The organism is Streptomyces aurantiacus, from assembly GCF_001418335.1.
Lineage (GTDB): Bacteria > Actinomycetota > Actinomycetes > Streptomycetales > Streptomycetaceae > Streptomyces > Streptomyces aurantiacus.
In genome coordinates this window covers 1-15,755 of record NZ_LIPP01000446.1, presented here as the reverse complement: position 1 = coordinate 15,755, position 15,755 = coordinate 1, and the positions used below count along the sequence as shown (strand labels likewise).

General features: G+C 70.2%; 9 protein-coding genes, 1 tRNA gene and 3 pseudogenes. 5 read left to right on the top strand and 8 right to left on the bottom strand.

What is annotated here, in order from left to right; genetic code table 11:
* From AOK01_RS45875 to AOK01_RS38370, 8 genes and pseudogenes are all read right to left on the bottom strand, one after another.
* Window positions 1-151, bottom strand: a pseudogene (locus AOK01_RS45875) (DUF742 domain-containing protein); the annotation flags it as partial.
* A 92-nt stretch (window positions 152-243) separates the two neighbouring features.
* Window positions 244-562, bottom strand: a pseudogene (locus AOK01_RS38395) (roadblock/LC7 domain-containing protein); the annotation flags it as partial.
* Window positions 563-564: 2 nt separating this feature from the next.
* Window positions 565-695, bottom strand: a pseudogene (locus AOK01_RS45870) (roadblock/LC7 domain-containing protein); the annotation flags it as partial.
* Window positions 649-3,957, bottom strand: a complete 3,309-nt coding sequence (locus AOK01_RS38390; RefSeq protein ID WP_055520029.1) for a nitrate- and nitrite sensing domain-containing protein — start codon at window positions 3,955-3,957, stop codon at window positions 649-651. The gene AOK01_RS38390 and the pseudogene AOK01_RS45870, both read right to left, overlap by 47 nt.
* Before the next feature lie 384 nt (window positions 3,958-4,341).
* On the bottom strand, window positions 4,342-4,917 hold the full coding sequence (locus AOK01_RS38385; protein ID WP_055520027.1) for a GTP-binding protein: 576 nt from the start codon (window positions 4,915-4,917) through the stop codon (window positions 4,342-4,344).
* A complete protein-coding gene (locus AOK01_RS38380) occupies window positions 4,898-5,296 on the bottom strand; it encodes a DUF742 domain-containing protein (RefSeq protein WP_055520025.1) in 399 nt (132 codons plus the stop codon). The genes AOK01_RS38385 and AOK01_RS38380 overlap by 20 nt, the downstream gene beginning before the upstream one ends.
* A gap of 108 nt (window positions 5,297-5,404) precedes the next feature.
* Entirely contained in the window at window positions 5,405-5,818 is a 414-nt protein-coding gene (locus AOK01_RS38375) for a roadblock/LC7 domain-containing protein (protein ID WP_055520031.1), read from the bottom strand.
* A gap of 9 nt (window positions 5,819-5,827) precedes the next feature.
* Window positions 5,828-9,730 carry a nitrate- and nitrite sensing domain-containing protein gene (locus tag AOK01_RS38370; protein WP_055520022.1) on the bottom strand — a complete coding sequence of 1,301 codons (3,903 nt, stop codon included), beginning with the start codon at window positions 9,728-9,730 and terminating at the stop codon, window positions 5,828-5,830.
* A gap of 599 nt (window positions 9,731-10,329) precedes the next feature.
* On the opposite strand from AOK01_RS38370, the gene AOK01_RS38365 reads away from it, so the two are divergent.
* The 5 genes from AOK01_RS38365 (at window position 10,330) to AOK01_RS38345 (ending at window position 15,650) form a co-directional block, all read left to right on the top strand.
* Complete coding sequence (locus AOK01_RS38365) at window positions 10,330-10,527, top strand: hypothetical protein (RefSeq protein WP_055520020.1); 198 nt, start codon at window positions 10,330-10,332, stop codon at window positions 10,525-10,527.
* 220 nt (window positions 10,528-10,747) lie between these two features.
* Entirely contained in the window at window positions 10,748-11,536 is a 789-nt protein-coding gene (locus AOK01_RS38360) for a fumarylacetoacetate hydrolase family protein (RefSeq protein WP_055520018.1), read from the top strand.
* Window positions 11,529-13,010, top strand: coding sequence for a glutamate--tRNA ligase (gene gltX, locus AOK01_RS38355; RefSeq protein WP_079104088.1), 1,482 nt, complete (start codon window positions 11,529-11,531; stop codon window positions 13,008-13,010). The genes AOK01_RS38360 and gltX overlap by 8 nt, the downstream gene beginning before the upstream one ends.
* Window positions 13,011-13,077: 67 nt before the next feature.
* Entirely contained in the window at window positions 13,078-15,282 is a 2,205-nt protein-coding gene (locus tag AOK01_RS38350; RefSeq protein ID WP_055520014.1) for a FlgD immunoglobulin-like domain containing protein, read from the top strand.
* A gap of 296 nt (window positions 15,283-15,578) precedes the next feature.
* Window positions 15,579-15,650, top strand: a tRNA-Gln gene (locus AOK01_RS38345).
* The last annotated feature ends 105 nt before the right edge of the window (window positions 15,651-15,755 follow it).

Sequence of the window (15,755 nt, the reverse complement as noted above, 5' to 3'; positions counted from 1 at the left end):
GGCCGGGGCCCTGAGGGGCGTACGGCTGCTGGCGGCGGGGGCTCGGCGCGGAGGGGAAGTTGTACCGGTTCGGCGAGCCGTCGCCGCCCTGGCCATGGCCGGGGCCATAGGACCAGTTGCCCGAAGACGAACCGCCTGGGGGTGTTGCCACGTTCTCCTCCTCCGAATGTGCCGGGCCCATCGATGTGGAGCCGCGTCCCGAAACCTTACGGCCACGGGACGGCAAAACGCATTGCTTGTCTGTTAGTTGAGAAGGCTCCCCTGGAGCTCGGCACGCAGATCCGGCGTGAGGACGGTACCGGCACGGTCGACCAGAAGGGCCATCTCGTACCCAACGAGACCGATGTCCGCTTCCGGATGTGCGAGAACCGCGAGCGAGGAACCGTCAGAAATGGACATGATGAAGAGGAATCCTCGCTCCATCTCCACAACGGTCTGATTCACGCTCCCGCCCTCGAAGATGCGGGACGCGCCCGCGGTCAGGGAGGTCAGGCCCGACGCGACGGCCGCCAGTTGGTCGGCACGGTCACGCGGGAAGCCTTCGGACATCGCCAGAAGGAGTNNGTGTGGGACACCCCGGGGGTGTTGTCCACGAAGTTGGTGATCAACCAGTTCAGGTTCTGTGCCGCCTGGCTCATCGGGCTCACACTAACGCTCCTGGTTGTAGGTGCCGTCAGAGCCGAAACCCTGACCATTCGTATCGCTTCCTGCATCACGTCCCCGCTGCACGCCCCGGCGCAGGTTGCTCAACCTGCCCCGGACGTCCTCGGGAGCGCGGGAGACCTGGGGGCCGCCCTGTGGGGTCGATTCCGCGGTGCCCTCGACCAGATTGGCCTTGGGCACGCGCCGCGGCAGACCGGAGGGGGTGACTCCGCCTGCCTTGGGCTCCTTCAGCTGCTCGGCGCGGTGCCACATCTGGTCGTTGTTCGACCGCCAGTCGCCCTTGCCCGTGCCGTTGCTGCTGTTGGTGCCGCTTCCGTTGCTGTCGTTGTTCGCGAAGGGTGCCGGCGACGACGCCTGGCCCACGCTCCCCGGTCCGCCCGCGGTGGCTCCGCGGCGGGGAAGCCCGGCGTCGGTGGCTCCTCCGCGGCGCGGAAGGCCGGCGTCGGTCAGCTCGTGGGCGTTCGACGTGCCCGGACCCTTGGGTTCGAAGCCTACGCGGTCCTGTTCGGCCACGTCAGGGCCCTGCACGGATTCCGCTTCGGGAGCGTACCCGGCGGGATAGCTGTTCTGGTACGTGTCCTGCTGCGGCCAGTCGTCCTGGTAGGGCTGCTCCCCGAAGGCGGGGAACGCGTCAGGACCGGCGGCCTGGACCGGCTGCTGCTCGCCCGGGACCGGCTCCGTATAGGTGGGCTCCGGGTACTCGCCGGCCGGCGGGAAGTACGTCTCCTCGTACGACGTCTGCTGCGGCTCTTCGTACGGCGTCTGCTGGTCGTACGCGGGCGCCTCGGTGTACGCGGCCGGAGCGGCGTTGGTGGCGTCGGCGGCGTTGCCGAACGGGGCCTGGCCGTTCTCGAAGGCCTGCCCGCCGTTGTCGTAGGCCTGCTGCGGGTCGAACTCGCCCTGGAAGGACGGGGCCTCGCCCTCGGGTCCCTGGGTCTGGGCCTCCAGGGCCGCGCGGCGCTCGTCCCGCATGAGGGAGCGGCCCACCGGGTCCAGCTCCCGTATGTCGTCCGGGACCTCGGGGTTGTAGCGGCTGTCGTCGAAGCCCAGCTCGGCGGCCGTGCGCAGGGGCGGCTGGATGCTCTGGAACTGCTCGCCGCCCTGGAAGGGCTGCTGCTGCTCGGGCTCCGGGATGATCTGCGAGACCGTGAAGTCGTCGCGCTGCACCTGGTCGCCGCCGCCACCGTGGGTGATCGCGTCGGGGAGCATGACGAGCGAGGTCGTGCCGGCCTGCTCGCCCGAGGGGCGCAGCTGGACGCGGATGCCGTGCCGGTCGGAAAGCCGGCCGACCACGAACAGGCCCATGCGCTGCGAGATCGCGGCGTCCACGGTCGGCGGGTTGGCCAGCTTGTGGTTGATGTCCGCGAAGTCCTCGGCGGTGAGGCCGATGCCCTTGTCGTGGATCTCGACCATGATGCGGCCGTCCGGCAGCCGGGTCGCGGTGACGCGGACCTTGGTCTGCGGGGAGGAGAACGTGGTGGCGTTCTCCAGGAGCTCGGCGAGCAGGTGCACGAGGTCGGTCACGGCGCGGCCGTGGATCTCGGCCTCCGGAACACCGGAGAGCTCGATGCGCTCGTACTGCTCCACCTCGGAGGAGGCGGCCCGCAGCACGTCGACCAGCGGGACCGGCTGGTCCCAGCGGCGACCCGGCTCCTCGCCGGCGAGGACCAGGAGGTTCTCGCCGTTGCGGCGCATACGGGTCGCGAGGTGGTCGAGCCGGAAGAGGCTCTCCAGCTGGTCCGGGTCGGCCTCGTTGTTCTCCAGCTCGGTGATCAGGGTCAGCTGGCCCTCGATCAGCGACTGGTTGCGGCGCGACAGGTTGGTGAAGATCGCGTTGATGTTGCCCCGCAGCATGGCCTGCTCGGCGGCGAGACGTACGGCCTCACGGTGGACCTGGTCGAAGGCGCGCGCGACCTCGCCGATCTCGTCCGTGGTGGTGATCGGGATGGGCTGGACGCGGGTGTCCACCCGGCCCGGGTCGGTGCGCGAGAGCTGGTCGACCAGCATCGGCAGGCGCTGCTCGGCGACACCGAAGGCCGCGTTGCGCAGCTGGCGCATCGCGCGGCTCATCTGGCGGGCCACCATGCCGGCCAGGATGAACGCGGCGAGCAGGGCGATGACGACGGCGGCACCGGTGATGAAGGCGTCCCGCTTGGCGTCGGAGGCGATGGTCGAGGCCTCGGCCACGGCCTTGTCCCCGAGGTCGGCCTCGATCGTGCGGTAGGCGTTGTACTTGGCGGTGTTGACCGCCCACCAGTTCTGGGCCGTGATGCCCTTGTCGGCGAGCGCGACCCGGGCACTGGCGTCGGTCGACGGCAGGGTGCCGAGACCGCTGACCATGTCGGTGGGGTCGGACGGCGGCGGGACATAGGTACGGCCCGCGGCCTGGGCGGCCTCCGCGGCCTCCTTGGCCTGGGCCGCGCCGTCGGTCTGGATCTGCTTGGTGGCCTGCTCCAGCTTGGCGGCGTCACTGTTCGTACCGCCACCGATGTACTCCTCGATGGCGATGCCTTCGAGGTACGCGTACGAGGTGAGGGCGACGCGCTGCTTGGCCAGGCTCTCGTCGGACGGGCCCGGCTTGATCAGCATGTGCATGCCGATGGAGCGCTGGAGCGAGAGGGCGGCCTTGGAGAGGGAGATCGCGTAGACCGTACGGCCGTAGCTGGTGATGTTTCCGGTGCCGAGACCGAGTTCGTTGGCGAACTCCATCAGCGGGTGCTGGATCTCGACGTAGCCCTCTTCGGTCTGCACGCCGGTGAGCTTCGAGGTGTACGCCGCCTTGCGCAGGGTGCCGAGCTTGGGCTCCTGCTTGCGGAAGATGCCGAGGCGGCGTTCCAGGCCGGGCTTGGCCGGCATGGTCTTGGCGGCCTCGTTGAAGGCGACCGCGGCGGCGTCCGTCTCGGAGCGGGCCTTCACGACGGTCGCGTCCTTCTCGCCGTCGCCCTGCAGCAGCGGAGCGGCGGTGATGTCGCGCTCGGAGTACAGCTTGTCGCCGTAGGTCAGCGCGGCCCGCACGAGGCGCGCGGTGTTCTCCGCGTCCTCGGCCTCCTGCCAGGTGTCGATCGAACTGCGCACCTGGAAGCCGCCCATGACGAGGCCGACCAGCACGGGTATGAGCAGGATCGCGTTCAGTCTGGTCGGTACCCGCCAGTTGCGCGGAGAGAGACGGCCGCCGCTGGGCGGGGGCGGAGCCGTCGGCTCCGAGCCGGGCACATGTGCGGGTGCCGCTCCGCGCGGCGGCGGGGTGAAGTTGCCCCGTGCCGACGGCTCGGGACCGTTCTTGCTTCGCCTCACTCGACCAACAACCTCTCGGCTCTGCACCTTCGTCGTGCCGCGTGTGTCTTTCCGGCCCTTGCTACTGGGCAGTTCTTCGCATTCCAGCACGTCACTGTGTGCTCGTCCAAACACTCGGAACCGTAGATTCCGGGTGAGGTAAGGCCCAGATAAAACGGTCATAAAGAACGAGCCCCGTCAAAAGACGGGGCTTTTGTGAGCACAGCGGCATCAGGCGACCGCGACGCGTGTCGGCACCACTCGCTATCTCTTCCGAAACGTTATGAACACTGAGGCCGACCGTGTCAAACGACACAGCCGGCTCCAATGCGTCTACGACAACCTCTGTAGGGCGTTGCCGACTTGATGCCCGGCTTGCCAGGACGCCGTTCCCCGGGCGGACGCCTACCGTAGGCGCGCCATCAGGGCGTGCTCGACCAGCGTGATCAACGCGCTCTTGGCGTCGGAACGGTGGCGGGCGTCCGTCGTGATGATCGGGGCGTCGGGCCCGATCTGCAGGGCCTCGCGGACCTCTTCGGGGGTGTAGGGCTGGTGCCCGTCGAAGCCGTTGAGGGCGATGACGAACGGCAGGCCGCTGTTCTCGAAGTAGTCGACCGCGGGGAAGCAGTCGGCGAGGCGGCGGGTGTCGACGAGGACGACGGCCCCGATGGCGCCCCGTACCAGGTCGTCCCACATGAACCAGAAGCGGTCCTGGCCCGGTGTACCGAAGAGGTACAGGATCAGGTCCTGGTCCAGGGTGATGCGGCCGAAGTCCATGGCGACGGTGGTCGTCGTCTTGTCCCCGGTGTGGGTGAGGTCGTCGATGCCCGCCGAGGCGGACGTCATCACGGCCTCCGTGCGCAGCGGGTTGATCTCGGAGACGGCACCCACGAACGTGGTCTTGCCGACGCCGAAGCCACCCGCCACCACGATCTTCGCGGAGGTGGTCGCCCGCCCTCCGTCAGAGCTTGCGAAGTCCACTGAGCACCCTTTCGAGCAGTGTCACGGCGGGGGCGCCGCCATTGCTCTCGTCGCCACCCGGCTGGTGGATGGCGACGAGTCCGGCCTCCGCGAGGTCCGCGACAAGAATCCGTGCCACGCCCAGAGGCATGGACAGCAGGGCCGACACCTCGGCCACCGACTTCACCTCACGGCAGAGGTGGCAGATCCGCTGGTGCTCGGGGAGCAGTCCCATGAGCGCTGCCGGATCGGCCGTGGTGCTGATCAGTGCCTCGATGGCGAGCTGGTAGCGCGGCCGCGTCCGCCCGCCGGTCATCGCGTACGGACGTACCAGCGGCTGGTCGCCCTCATCCTCGTACGAATGTGCGTACGGATCATGAGAAGCGGTGGGCGGGGTCATGTGGGTCCTCCGGGCGGGACAGCAAGTCGGTGAGTCGAGCCGTCTGACGGGGCCGGTGGGGGGAGGGCGGCCGGACGGGTTTTCCTACATTCGGTAAGTAAAACCTTGCTAGTGGAGCAGGCTGCCCTGGAGCTCCGCCCGCAGATCCGGTGTGAGCACTGCGCCCGCACGGTCCACAAGCAGAGCCATCTCGTATCCGACGAGGCCGATGTCGCAGTCCGGGTGGGAGAGGACCGCGAGGGACGACCCATCCGAAATGGACATCAGGAACAGGAAACCGCGTTCCATCTCGACGACCGTCTGGGCCACCGTGCCGCCCTCGAAGATGCGCGAGGCGCCGGCGGTCAGGGACGTGAGTCCGGAGGCGACGGCCGCGAGCTGGTCGGCGCGGTCGCGCGGGAAGCCCTCGGACATCGCCAGAAGGAGTCCGTCGGCGGATACGACGACGGTGTGGGACACCCCGGGGGTGTTGTCAACGAAGTTGGTGATCAACCAGTTGAGGTTCTGTGCCGCCTGGCTCATCTGGCTCAACTAACGCTCCTGCTGGTGAGTGGGGCTGGGGAAGCTGCCGGTCTGGCCGGTACCGGCCTGGCGGCCCTGCTGAATGCCCCTACGAAGATTGGTCAGCCGGCCACGTACGTCATCAGGCGCACGCGAGACCTGCGGACCGCTTTGGTGCTGTTGCTGCTGCGCCGTTCCCGCGACGAGGTTCGCGCGGGGGACCCGGCGCGGCAGACCCGAGACGGTCACGCCACCCGCGGAGGGCTGGCGTACCCGCTCGGCCTGGCGGCCGAGTTCGTCATTGGGAGTGGTCCGCCACGAGGAGGCGGAAGCGCCGGCGGGTGCCGGACGCTGCGGGGCCGCGGAAGCCTGTGCGGGCTGCTGCTGCGGTGTCTGCTCGTTCTGGGCGCCGTCGCCGCCCTGAGCCTGGTTGAACCAGTTGGTTTCCAGAGTGTCGTACAGCGGTGTACGTCCGTCGCCGGGACCCGTCGCGGGCGGCAGCTCCCAGCCCTCGTTCGGCCCACGGACCTCGTCGGGCCGCTGACCTGCGCCCCTGGAGTCCGGCTCCGGGGGGAGCGAGGGCCGCCGGCGCGACTGGGGGCGCTGCTGCGGAGGCTGCGGAGGACGGTTGCCGTTGGCGGGCCGCTCGAACTGCCCGGTGCCACCGCCGCCCTGCTGCCGCTCGCCGTAGCCCTGCGCCGGGAACTGGCCGGTGTCCTGCTGGGCCTCGCGGCCCTGCGGCGGGTACTGGCCGTTGGAACCGTTGTCGTAGCCCGAGCCGTTGTCGTAGCCGGGTCCGCTGTCGTAGCCGGAACCGGAACCGGCGTTGGAGCCGTTGTCGTAACCGGCCGGGGAGTACTGGGCCGGGTCCTGGCGGTTGTACTGGCCGCCCGCACGGGGGTTGTGCTGCCCGCCGCCGGAAGGATTCGGTGAGCCGAACACGTCCGGGCGGACGAACTGCCCGTTGCCCTGCGGCGCGTTCGTGCCGGGGCCGTTCGTGCCGGGGCGCGGAGCGTCGTAGTCGGGCCGCTGGAACTCGGCGGTGGACGCGGGCCCCGCGTGCCGGTCGTCGATCCGCGGCATCTGCGAGGTGGCGTCCGGCTCCTCGTGCCCGCGCGGTGCGTCCGGCGCGGAACGCGGCACCGGCGGCTGCGCGTTGTCGTCGCTCCAGCTGGGCACGCGCTGCTGCGGGTTGCCGCCCGGCAGTTCGGCGCGCGGACCGCCGAGGGGCGGCAGCTGCGGCGACTGCTGTGAGTGCTGCGGGGAGCGACGGCCCTGCTCGGCGTTGCCCGCGGGCCGCTGCTGACCGGACCCGGGGCCGCGGTTGCCGCCCATGGTGTCCTGGCGTCCGCCGCCGAACATGTCCTGCCGGCCGGAGTCGTTGGAGAAGCCGTTGAAGCCCTGCGGAGCACCGGCGCCCGCGGGTGCCGGCCTGCCCTGCGGGGGCTGCTGCGGCTGCTGGGGACGCGCCCCACCGGGCGCACCCGGTCCGCCCGGACGGCCGCCACCGGCGTCCGGCCTGGGCAGCGCGGCTCGCGGCGCGGTACCGGCTCCGACCTGTCCGCGCTGCGGCGGAGCGTTCAGCCGGCCGCCGTTGCCACCGTTCGGAGCGCCCGCGCCGAGGGCGGGACCGCCACCGGCACCGCCCCGGCGGGCCGCCGCGACACCGGCCGCGGCCTGCGCCGCCGCGGGACCGCCGACGGTGGGAGCGCCCTGGCCCTGCTTGTTGCCCGGCACCTTCTTGCCGCCCTGGGCGACATCGACGGGGAGCATGACCAGCGCGGTCGTACCACCGGAGTCGGACGGGCGGAGCTGGATGCGGATGCCGTGCCGCTGCGACAGACGGCCGACCACGAACAGGCCCATGCGGCGGGAGACGGAGACGTCCACGGTGGGCGGCGAGGCGAGCCGCTCGTTGATGGCCGCGAGGTCCTCGGGCGAGAGGCCGATGCCGGTGTCGTGGATCTCGATCAGTACGCGGCCGTCGGGCAGCGCGTGCCCGGTGACCTTGACCTTGGTCTGCGGGGAGGAGAACGAGGTGGCGTTCTCAAGGAGCTCGGCGAGCAGGTGCACGAGGTCGTTGACCACGCGGCCCGCGACCTCGGTGGTGGGCACGGACGAGAGCTCGATGCGCTCGTACTGCTCCACCTCGGAGGCGGCGGCGCGGAGCACGTCGACCAGCGGGACCGGGCGGGTCCAGCGGCGGCCGGGCTCCTCACCGGCGAGGACCAGGAGGTTCTCGCCGTTACGGCGCATGCGGGTCGCGAGGTGGTCGAGCTTGAACAGCGAGGACAGCTGGTCCGGGTCGGCCTCGCGGGACTCCAGTTCGGAGATGAGCGAGAGCTGGCGCTGGATGAGGCCCTGGGAGCGGCGCGAGAGGTTGGTGAACATCGCGTTGACGTTGCCTCGCAGGAGGGCCTGCTCGGCGGCCAGTCGTACGGCCTCGCGGTGCACGTCGTCGAAGGCCGCGGCGACCTGGCCGATCTCGTCCCGGGAGTGCACACCGACCGACTCGACGGACGTGTCGACATCCTGCGGGTCGGACTCGGAGAGCTGCTTGACCAGCTCGGGCAGCCGGTCCTGGGCGACCTTCGTCGCGGTGTCCTGCAGCCGGCGCAGCGAGCGGATCATCGAGCGGGCCACCACGAAGGCGCCGACCAGCGAGACGCCGAGCACCAGCAGGATCAGCGCACCGGAGATGATCGCTTCCTGCTCGGAGTCGTTGCGCAGCTCGCGGGCCTTCTGCTCCATCTGGTTGAGGAGCGTCAGCTCGATCTTCGACATCTCCTGGTACCTGGCGGAGTCGGCGTCCACCCAGTCCAGGTACGAGCGCTTGGCCTGCAGCTGCAGACCGTTGCTGCGCTGGAGCACACGCTGCAGATAGCCGTCCGCGTCCTTGATGGTCGGGCTCGGCTCGTCGAGGGGCTTGGTGAGCGAGGTCGTGCTGCCCTCGTAGATGGAGGCGAAACTGGTGAGCTCGAACCGCTGGTTCTCGAAGGCGGAGAGGCCGTACTGCCGGTCGTTCGGGGAGAGTTCACCGAACGTCTTGTCCGTGGCGGGCAGGGCCGCGGCGATGACGGCGCGCTGCATCGACGCGAACTCCTTGGCGGTGGAGAACGCCGCCAGGGCGCGGGTGCGCTGGATCATCTCCGGGTTGCTGGTCGCCTCGGCCATGTCCTGGGAGAGGCCGAGCAGCTGCTCGATGAGCCGGTGGTAGGCCTCGACCGACTGGGAGGAGTTGTCCTCCTCCTGGAAGGCGCTGTTGCGGACCTTGCTCAGGGTGTTCAGCTGGGTGGCGATGGCCACCACGTTGTCCCGGACACCGTCGAGGTTCTCGTTGTTGTCCGCGTCGTCGAGCTCGTGGGTGCCCTCAAGGAAGGCGGAACGAGCGCGGTCGGTCTTGTCGCGGAGTCCCTTGATCGAGACGTCGCCGGCCTTGGTGCCGTTGGCGAGCGGGCCCGCCGACTTGTCGCGCTCCTCCTGGAGCGCCGTGGCGAGCTCGGTCGCCTGCTTCGTCATGTCGGTCAGCAGCTTCATGTTCTCAAGCTGCTGGATCTCGTCCATGGTGTCGCTGATGCGCAGTGCGCCCAGCGAGGTGGCGGCGACCACCGGCAGCGCGAGCAGCGACACCAGACGCGTGGAGATGCGCCAGTTGCGCAGGGCTACGCGTGACCCGGGGCCGCTGGGGCCCTTCGCCTTCGGCGGCGCGGCGGGGGCGGTGCCGGGAGCACCGTTCGCCGCGTTCGGACCGCCCTTGCCCTGGGCGCCCTTGGGCGCGCCGGGCCGCGAGGAGCGGTCACCACTGTTGCCGGCCTGCGCCGGTCCCGGGTTCTGGGCGTGCTGGGGCGAGGAGCCGACTGCCCTGGGGCCAGTCCCGCCTTGCGGCTCCGGCTCCGCCGAAGCGCTGCCATCCCTCTTGAAACGTCCCTGCACTAGCGTCGCAACCTCTGGACCAGGCGCCTCTCCGCGTGAACGGCGAGACGGTGTCGGCGTCTTGGAAGCACCCTGAAAGTGCTCCCATGGTGGTCGTGAGTGACCGGCGCAGGCTCCCCTTTCCCGCCGCCACTCGGCGCTGCGTTGCGCCCCTGCGCGCCGGTTCGTTCCTGCGGCGGTCCGTGGAATTCCAGCACAGTGGGGGATCTCCAACAAGGCCCACAGACCATGCTGTGACCTCCGTGACGCCTTGTGAGTGCGGGGTCACGAGCCGTAGAGAGTGACCTCGTCCATAAGGGACACATCAGGACGAGACCTTCAGGGGTAAGCGGTGTCCCAGTCGAGATGATCAGGAGAGGAATGATGTCTTCAGGGACGCAATGTCCGTTTCGGGGTGGAGGGTTGAGGGTCCGAATTGGCTGATTTGCCCACTGGTAAGTGAGGAAACTCACACGACGATCACGGTGTCTTCACGGCTTCGACAGGGAACCGCGTGTTTAGCCTGACGTTTTACAGGGATGGCACATCCGACAACCCGCGCCCGCGCGACGGTTCCCGAACCCGCCGGCGCCTCTATCGAACAGGGCCTGTAACCCCAGATGAAGACGACGATGATGTTCCGCAACATAGCCAACCCGCGACGCACCACACTGGCGCACCTCGAAGACGCCGAGGAGCTGCGTACGCCGGAGGAGTCGGAGCAGCCCGTCGAGTTCGCCGAACTTCCCGCGCAGACCGCGAACCCCCGCCGCACCATCCTGATGGACGTACCGGCCGCGGCGACGATCACGGAGTAACCCTCCCACGCCGCCGGCCCTGTCCGGCGGGCCCCGTCCGGCCGGTCTTCGCGGGCCCACGAAGACCGGCACGGCGCCGCGGGCCGATCCACGAAGATCGACCGGACCGGGCCGGGCCGGACCTGGCCGCGCCCCGGGATATGCGCGAGGCGGCAGCCCCGTGCCGCGTTAGCCTGGAGCGTCAGACTCCGGCCAGCTCAGTGAGGGGCGCAAGGACACCGTGCGCATCGCCAGGTTCTCCATCGACGGCAACGTCGCGTTCGGTGCGGTCGAGGGCGAGAGCCCTCCTGGATCGACCGACGGCCTCGTGCTCGACATCATCAAGGGCATCCCGTTCGCGGACTTCGAGCTCTCCGGGACCAAGGTCCCGCTGAGCAAGGTCCGCCTCCTGCCGCCCGTGCTCCCGAACAAGGTCGTGGCCTTCGGCCGCAACTACGCGGAGCACGCCAAGGAGATGGGCGGCGAGGCGCCCGACGCCCCGTTCGCCTTCTTCAAGCCGTCCACCTCGGTGATCGGTTCCGGCGACGCCATCGCGTACCCCTCCTTCTCCCAGGAGCTGCACCACGAGGCCGAGCTGGCCGTGGTCATCGGCCGGATGTGCCGCGAGGTCCCGCGCGAACGCGTCAAGGACGTGATCCTCGGCTACACCTGCGCGAACGACGTCACCGCACGCGACGTCCAGCGGCGCGAGAAGCAGTGGGCGCGGGCCAAGGGCTTCGACTCGTCCTGCCCGCTGGGCCCCTGGGTGGAGACGGACCTCGACCCGTCCGACCTCACCATCCAGTGCACGGTCAACGGACAGCAGCGCCAGCTGGGCCGCACCAGCGAAATGGTCCACTCCATCGAGGACCTGATCGTCAACATCACCGAGGCCATGACGCTGCTCCCCGGCGACGTGATCCTCACGGGCACTCCGGCAGGGGTGGGCCCGCTCAGTGTCGGCGACGAGGTCGCCGTCACCATCGAAGGCATCGGCACTCTCACCAACAAGGTGATCAAGCGTGGCTAACGCACATGTCCGGGTACGTTTCTGTCCGTCCCCGACCGGCAACCCCCACGTGGGCCTGGTCCGCACGGCCCTGTTCAACTGGGCGTACGCCCGCCACACCGGCGGCACGTTCGTCTTCCGCATCGAGGACACCGACGCGGCCCGCGACTCCGAGGAGTCGTACGAGCAGCTCCTGGACTCGCTGCGCTGGCTGGGCTTCGACTGGGACGAGGGCCCCGAGATCGGCGGCCCCCACGCGCCGTACCGTCAGTCTCAGCGCATGGACATCTACCGCGACGTCGCCCAGAAGCTCCTCGACGCCGGCCGCGCCTACCCCTGCTACTGCTCGACACAGGAGCTGGACGACCGCCGGGCCGCCGCCCGCGCCGCGGGCAAGCCGTCCGGCTACGACGGCCACTGCCGCGACCTGACCGCCGAGCAGAAGAGCGCGTACCAGGCCGAGGGCCGTACCTCCGTCGTCCGCTTCCGCATGCCCGACGAGCCGATCACCTTCACGGACCTGGTCCGCGGCGAGATCACCTACCTCCCGGAGAACGTGCCGGACTTCGGCATCGTCCGCGCCAACGGCGCCCCGCTCTACACGCTGGTCAACCCGGTCGACGACGCCCTGATGGAGATCACCCACGTCCTGCGCGGCGAGGACCTGCTCTCCTCCACCCCGCGCCAGATCGCCCTGTACGGGGCGCTCATCGAGCTGGGTCTCGCCAAGTCCGTCCCCGCCTTCGGCCACCTCCCGTACGTGATGGGTGAGGGCAACAAGAAGCTCTCCAAGCGGGACCCGGAGTCCTCCCTGAACCTCTACCGGGAGCGCGGCTTCCTCCCGGAGGGCCTGCTGAACTACCTGTCCCTGCTGGGCTGGTCGCTCTCGGCGGACCGCGACATCTTCACCGTCGAGGAGATGGTCGCCGCCTTCGACGTCTCGGACGTCAACCCCAACCCGGCGCGCTTCGACCTCAAGAAGGCCGAGGCCATCAACGCCGACCACATCAGGCTCCTCGACGTGAAGGAGTTCGCCGAGCGCTGCGCCCCCTGGCTGAAGGCCCCCTTCGCCTCCTGGGCGCCGGAGGACTTCGACGCGGCCAAGTGGGACGCGATCGCCCCGCACGCCCAGACCCGCCTCAAGGTCCTCTCCGAGATCACCGACAACGTCGACTTCCTGTTCCTGCCGGAGCCCGTCGCCGACGAGGCGTCCTGGACGAAGGCGATGAAGGACGGCTCGGACGCCCTGCTCGCGACGGCCCGCGAGAAGCTGGAGTCCGCGGACTGGACCTCCGCCGAGTCCCTCAAGGAGGCCGTGCTGGCCGCGGGCGAGGCCCATGGCCTCAAGCTGGGCAAGGCACAGGCCCCGGTCCGCGTCGCCGTCACCGGCCGCACGGTCGGCCTGCCCCTCTTCGAGTCCCTGGAGATCCTGGGCAAGGAGAAGTCGCTGGCACGCATCGACGCGGCGCTGACGAAGCTGAAACTGACCGCGTAGGCGTCATACACGCATACAGGGGAGGGGAACGTTGATCCGTTCACGAAGACTGCGTTCAGGAAGACTGATGGGGCTCGCTCTGGGCGGGGCGATGGCCTTGTCGGGGGTCGTGCCGGCCGCACCGGCCGAGGCCGCGCCGAGCGCCGACAGCCCGGTCGCCACCACACAGCTGAACCGCGTCACACCGCTTGAGGTCCGCTACCAGTGGGCGGGGGCATCCGGATTCCAGTTCCAGCTGGGCGTCGTGAACCCCCAGTGGGCCGACTTCCCGGGCGTCACCCCGCCGCAGCACGCGGGCCCGGAGGACCTGACCACCGGCACCGATGTGATCGTCACCGGCACATCGGGCGCCGTCATCGGCCAGAAGCACCGCTCCACCGGCGCGACCGCCACGGTCACGGTCCCGCAGGGGCAGACCTACAAGGCCGCGTCCGGCTGGAGCGTGCTCACCCAGGACGCCGACGGAGCCCCGCACGTGCTGCGCGCCACCGCCGACGGCACCACCCGCGACCTGCCGGTGACCGGACTCCCGGCCGGCGCGCGGCCCACCGGCACCTACGAGACCGGCGGCTCGGTCCGCCGCCTCGCCCTCGCCTACACGGTGGACGGCACCACCTCGGTGGGCCTCGTCGACCTCGCGGACGGCACCTTCCGTACGTACGTCACGGGCGTCGCCGGCACCACCCCGCAGATCCTCTTCAACGACCGCTGGCTCGTGGTGAACAAGAAGGCGGTCCGGGTGGACTCCGCGCCCGGCACCGAGCCGGCCCCGGTCGACATCCCCGTCCCCTTCAAGGCCCTCGGGGTCGTGGGTGACCACATCCTCAGCGGTGACCCGTCCTTCATCTCCTCGGACGCCGACCTGGCGCTCACCGCCGTGTCCCTCGTCACCGGCGCCCGGCACACGGTCCTCGACAAGGCGGACGGCCAGTACCGGGTGACCCCCGACGGCGGTCTGCTCGCCGACGCAGGGCCGAGCAGCGACCGGCACGTCCACCGCGTCCTGCCCACCGCCGACGGCGACGTCGCGGCCGAGCCGGTCTTCACCGTGCCGCCGGTCCGCGCCACGGTGGACGGCCTGATGATCGCCGGCGGCGAACTGCTGATGTACGGCAACGCGACCGCCAACAGCGGCGGGGACGCCGTGTACGCGGTCCCGCTGGACACCGACGGAAAGCCCACCGGCATCCAGAACCCCAGGAGCTCGTTCGTCACCTCCTCGCCGTGCCTCGGCGGCGACGCGGCCTGCCCGCAGCTGGAGGCGCTCGGCGACGGCCGCTTCGCCTACCTGTCAACCGGTACGGACGGCAAGGAGTCCGTGCACGTCGCGGGGCTCGGCACCACCACGTCCACCGAACCCACCGGGGACTCCGCAGGACGCATCGGCGCCGGCACCGGCCGGTACGTCCTCTACAACGGCGGCCCGGCCGGCGTGCAGAAGGTCGCGGACTTCCCGAGCGGCGCCGACGGCCAGACCGCGCTGAACCGCACCCGCAGCGCCGCCGCGGTCTGGGGCCAGCGCCTGTGGACCCCCGGCACCACCCAGGGCAGCGTCGTCGGGTACGACCTCAAGTCGAAGACGAACGCGGCCACCGTCGCGACGGGCGCACCCTGCACCCCCAGCGAGCTCCAGGCCGTCAACACCTGGCTGTACTGGACCTGCGGCACCGCGGGACCCGCCGGCGTCCACGACCGCGCCACGGGCCGGAACATCACGGTCCCGGCAGGACCGTCCCGCCTCGCCGACGGCTACCTGGTCCGTGAGAACCGCACCAGCCACGAACTGCTGCTCACGGACTTCCACACCGGTACGGCGACGACCCGGACCGTGGCCGTGCTGCCCACCGCGGACCAGAACACCGGCGGCCACACCGGCCGCTGGGCCGTCGACCGCTTCGGCGGCAATGTCGCGTACCTCACCGAGAACGGCCGGGTGGCGATCGTCACCGCGAACGTCCCGACCTCGCCGCTCGCCCGGATGGAGGCCCAGACCGACCCGCAGCCCGGCCCGACCATCGCGGACCCGTGGCGTCCCGTGTGGCAGCTCAGCAAGCCGTCGGCCTGGACCCTGACCCTGAGCAACAGCTCCGGCACCACCGTCCGCACCCTCACCGGCGCCTCGACGGCCGCCGCGGTCCGCCCGTCCTGGAACGCCACGACGGACACCGGTACGCGAGTGCCCCGAGGCACCTACACCTGGCAGCTCACCGCCGAGCCGCGCGACGGCCAGGGAGCCGCCCTCACGCAGACCGGCACGACAACCGTCGACTGACGCGACTGACGCGACTGACGCACCCGGACACCGCGTTGCCGGGACAGCGCTGCCGGGAGCGGTCCGGCGGCACCGTCGGCGTACGACCGTCGAAGTCGTGCGCCGGCGGGGCCGCGCAGGGTCGCCTGCGTCGGGGACCACCCGGACACCGGTGGGCGGTCCGCCGGCCCGATACCCGTTTTGGAGCGCCGTCCACCTTCGGGTAATGTTCTTCCTGCGTCGCCGGACAGTGGGCCGAAAGGCCGCAGGCCGGAGGCGCAAGCTAAAACAAAATCCCCACCGGGGTTGAGTTTCAGTGGCCTATGGTGTAATTGGCAGCACGACGGTTTCTGGTTCCGTTAGTCTAGGTTCGAGTCCTGGTAGGCCAGCTCGCAGAGCTTATCTGCATCGCAGAGGCCAACTCTGCAAGGCCCCCGTTGTGTAGCGGCCTAGCACGCCGCCCTCTCAAGGCGGTAGCGCCGGTTCGAATCCGG

Bases quoted from the DNA above. Each gene is read 5' to 3' on its own strand.
- AOK01_RS38365 (WP_055520020.1), top strand. From the start codon at position 10,330: ATGAAGACGACGATGATGTTCCGCAACATAGCCAACCCGCGACGCACC.
- AOK01_RS38350 (WP_055520014.1), top strand. From the start codon at position 13,078: ATGGGGCTCGCTCTGGGCGGGGCGATGGCCTTGTCGGGGGTCGTGCCG.
- AOK01_RS38380 (WP_055520025.1), bottom strand. From the start codon at position 5,296: ATGACCCCGCCCACCGCTTCTCATGATCCGTACGCACATTCGTACGAG.
- AOK01_RS38375 (WP_055520031.1), bottom strand. From the start codon at position 5,818: ATGAGCCAGGCGGCACAGAACCTCAACTGGTTGATCACCAACTTCGTT.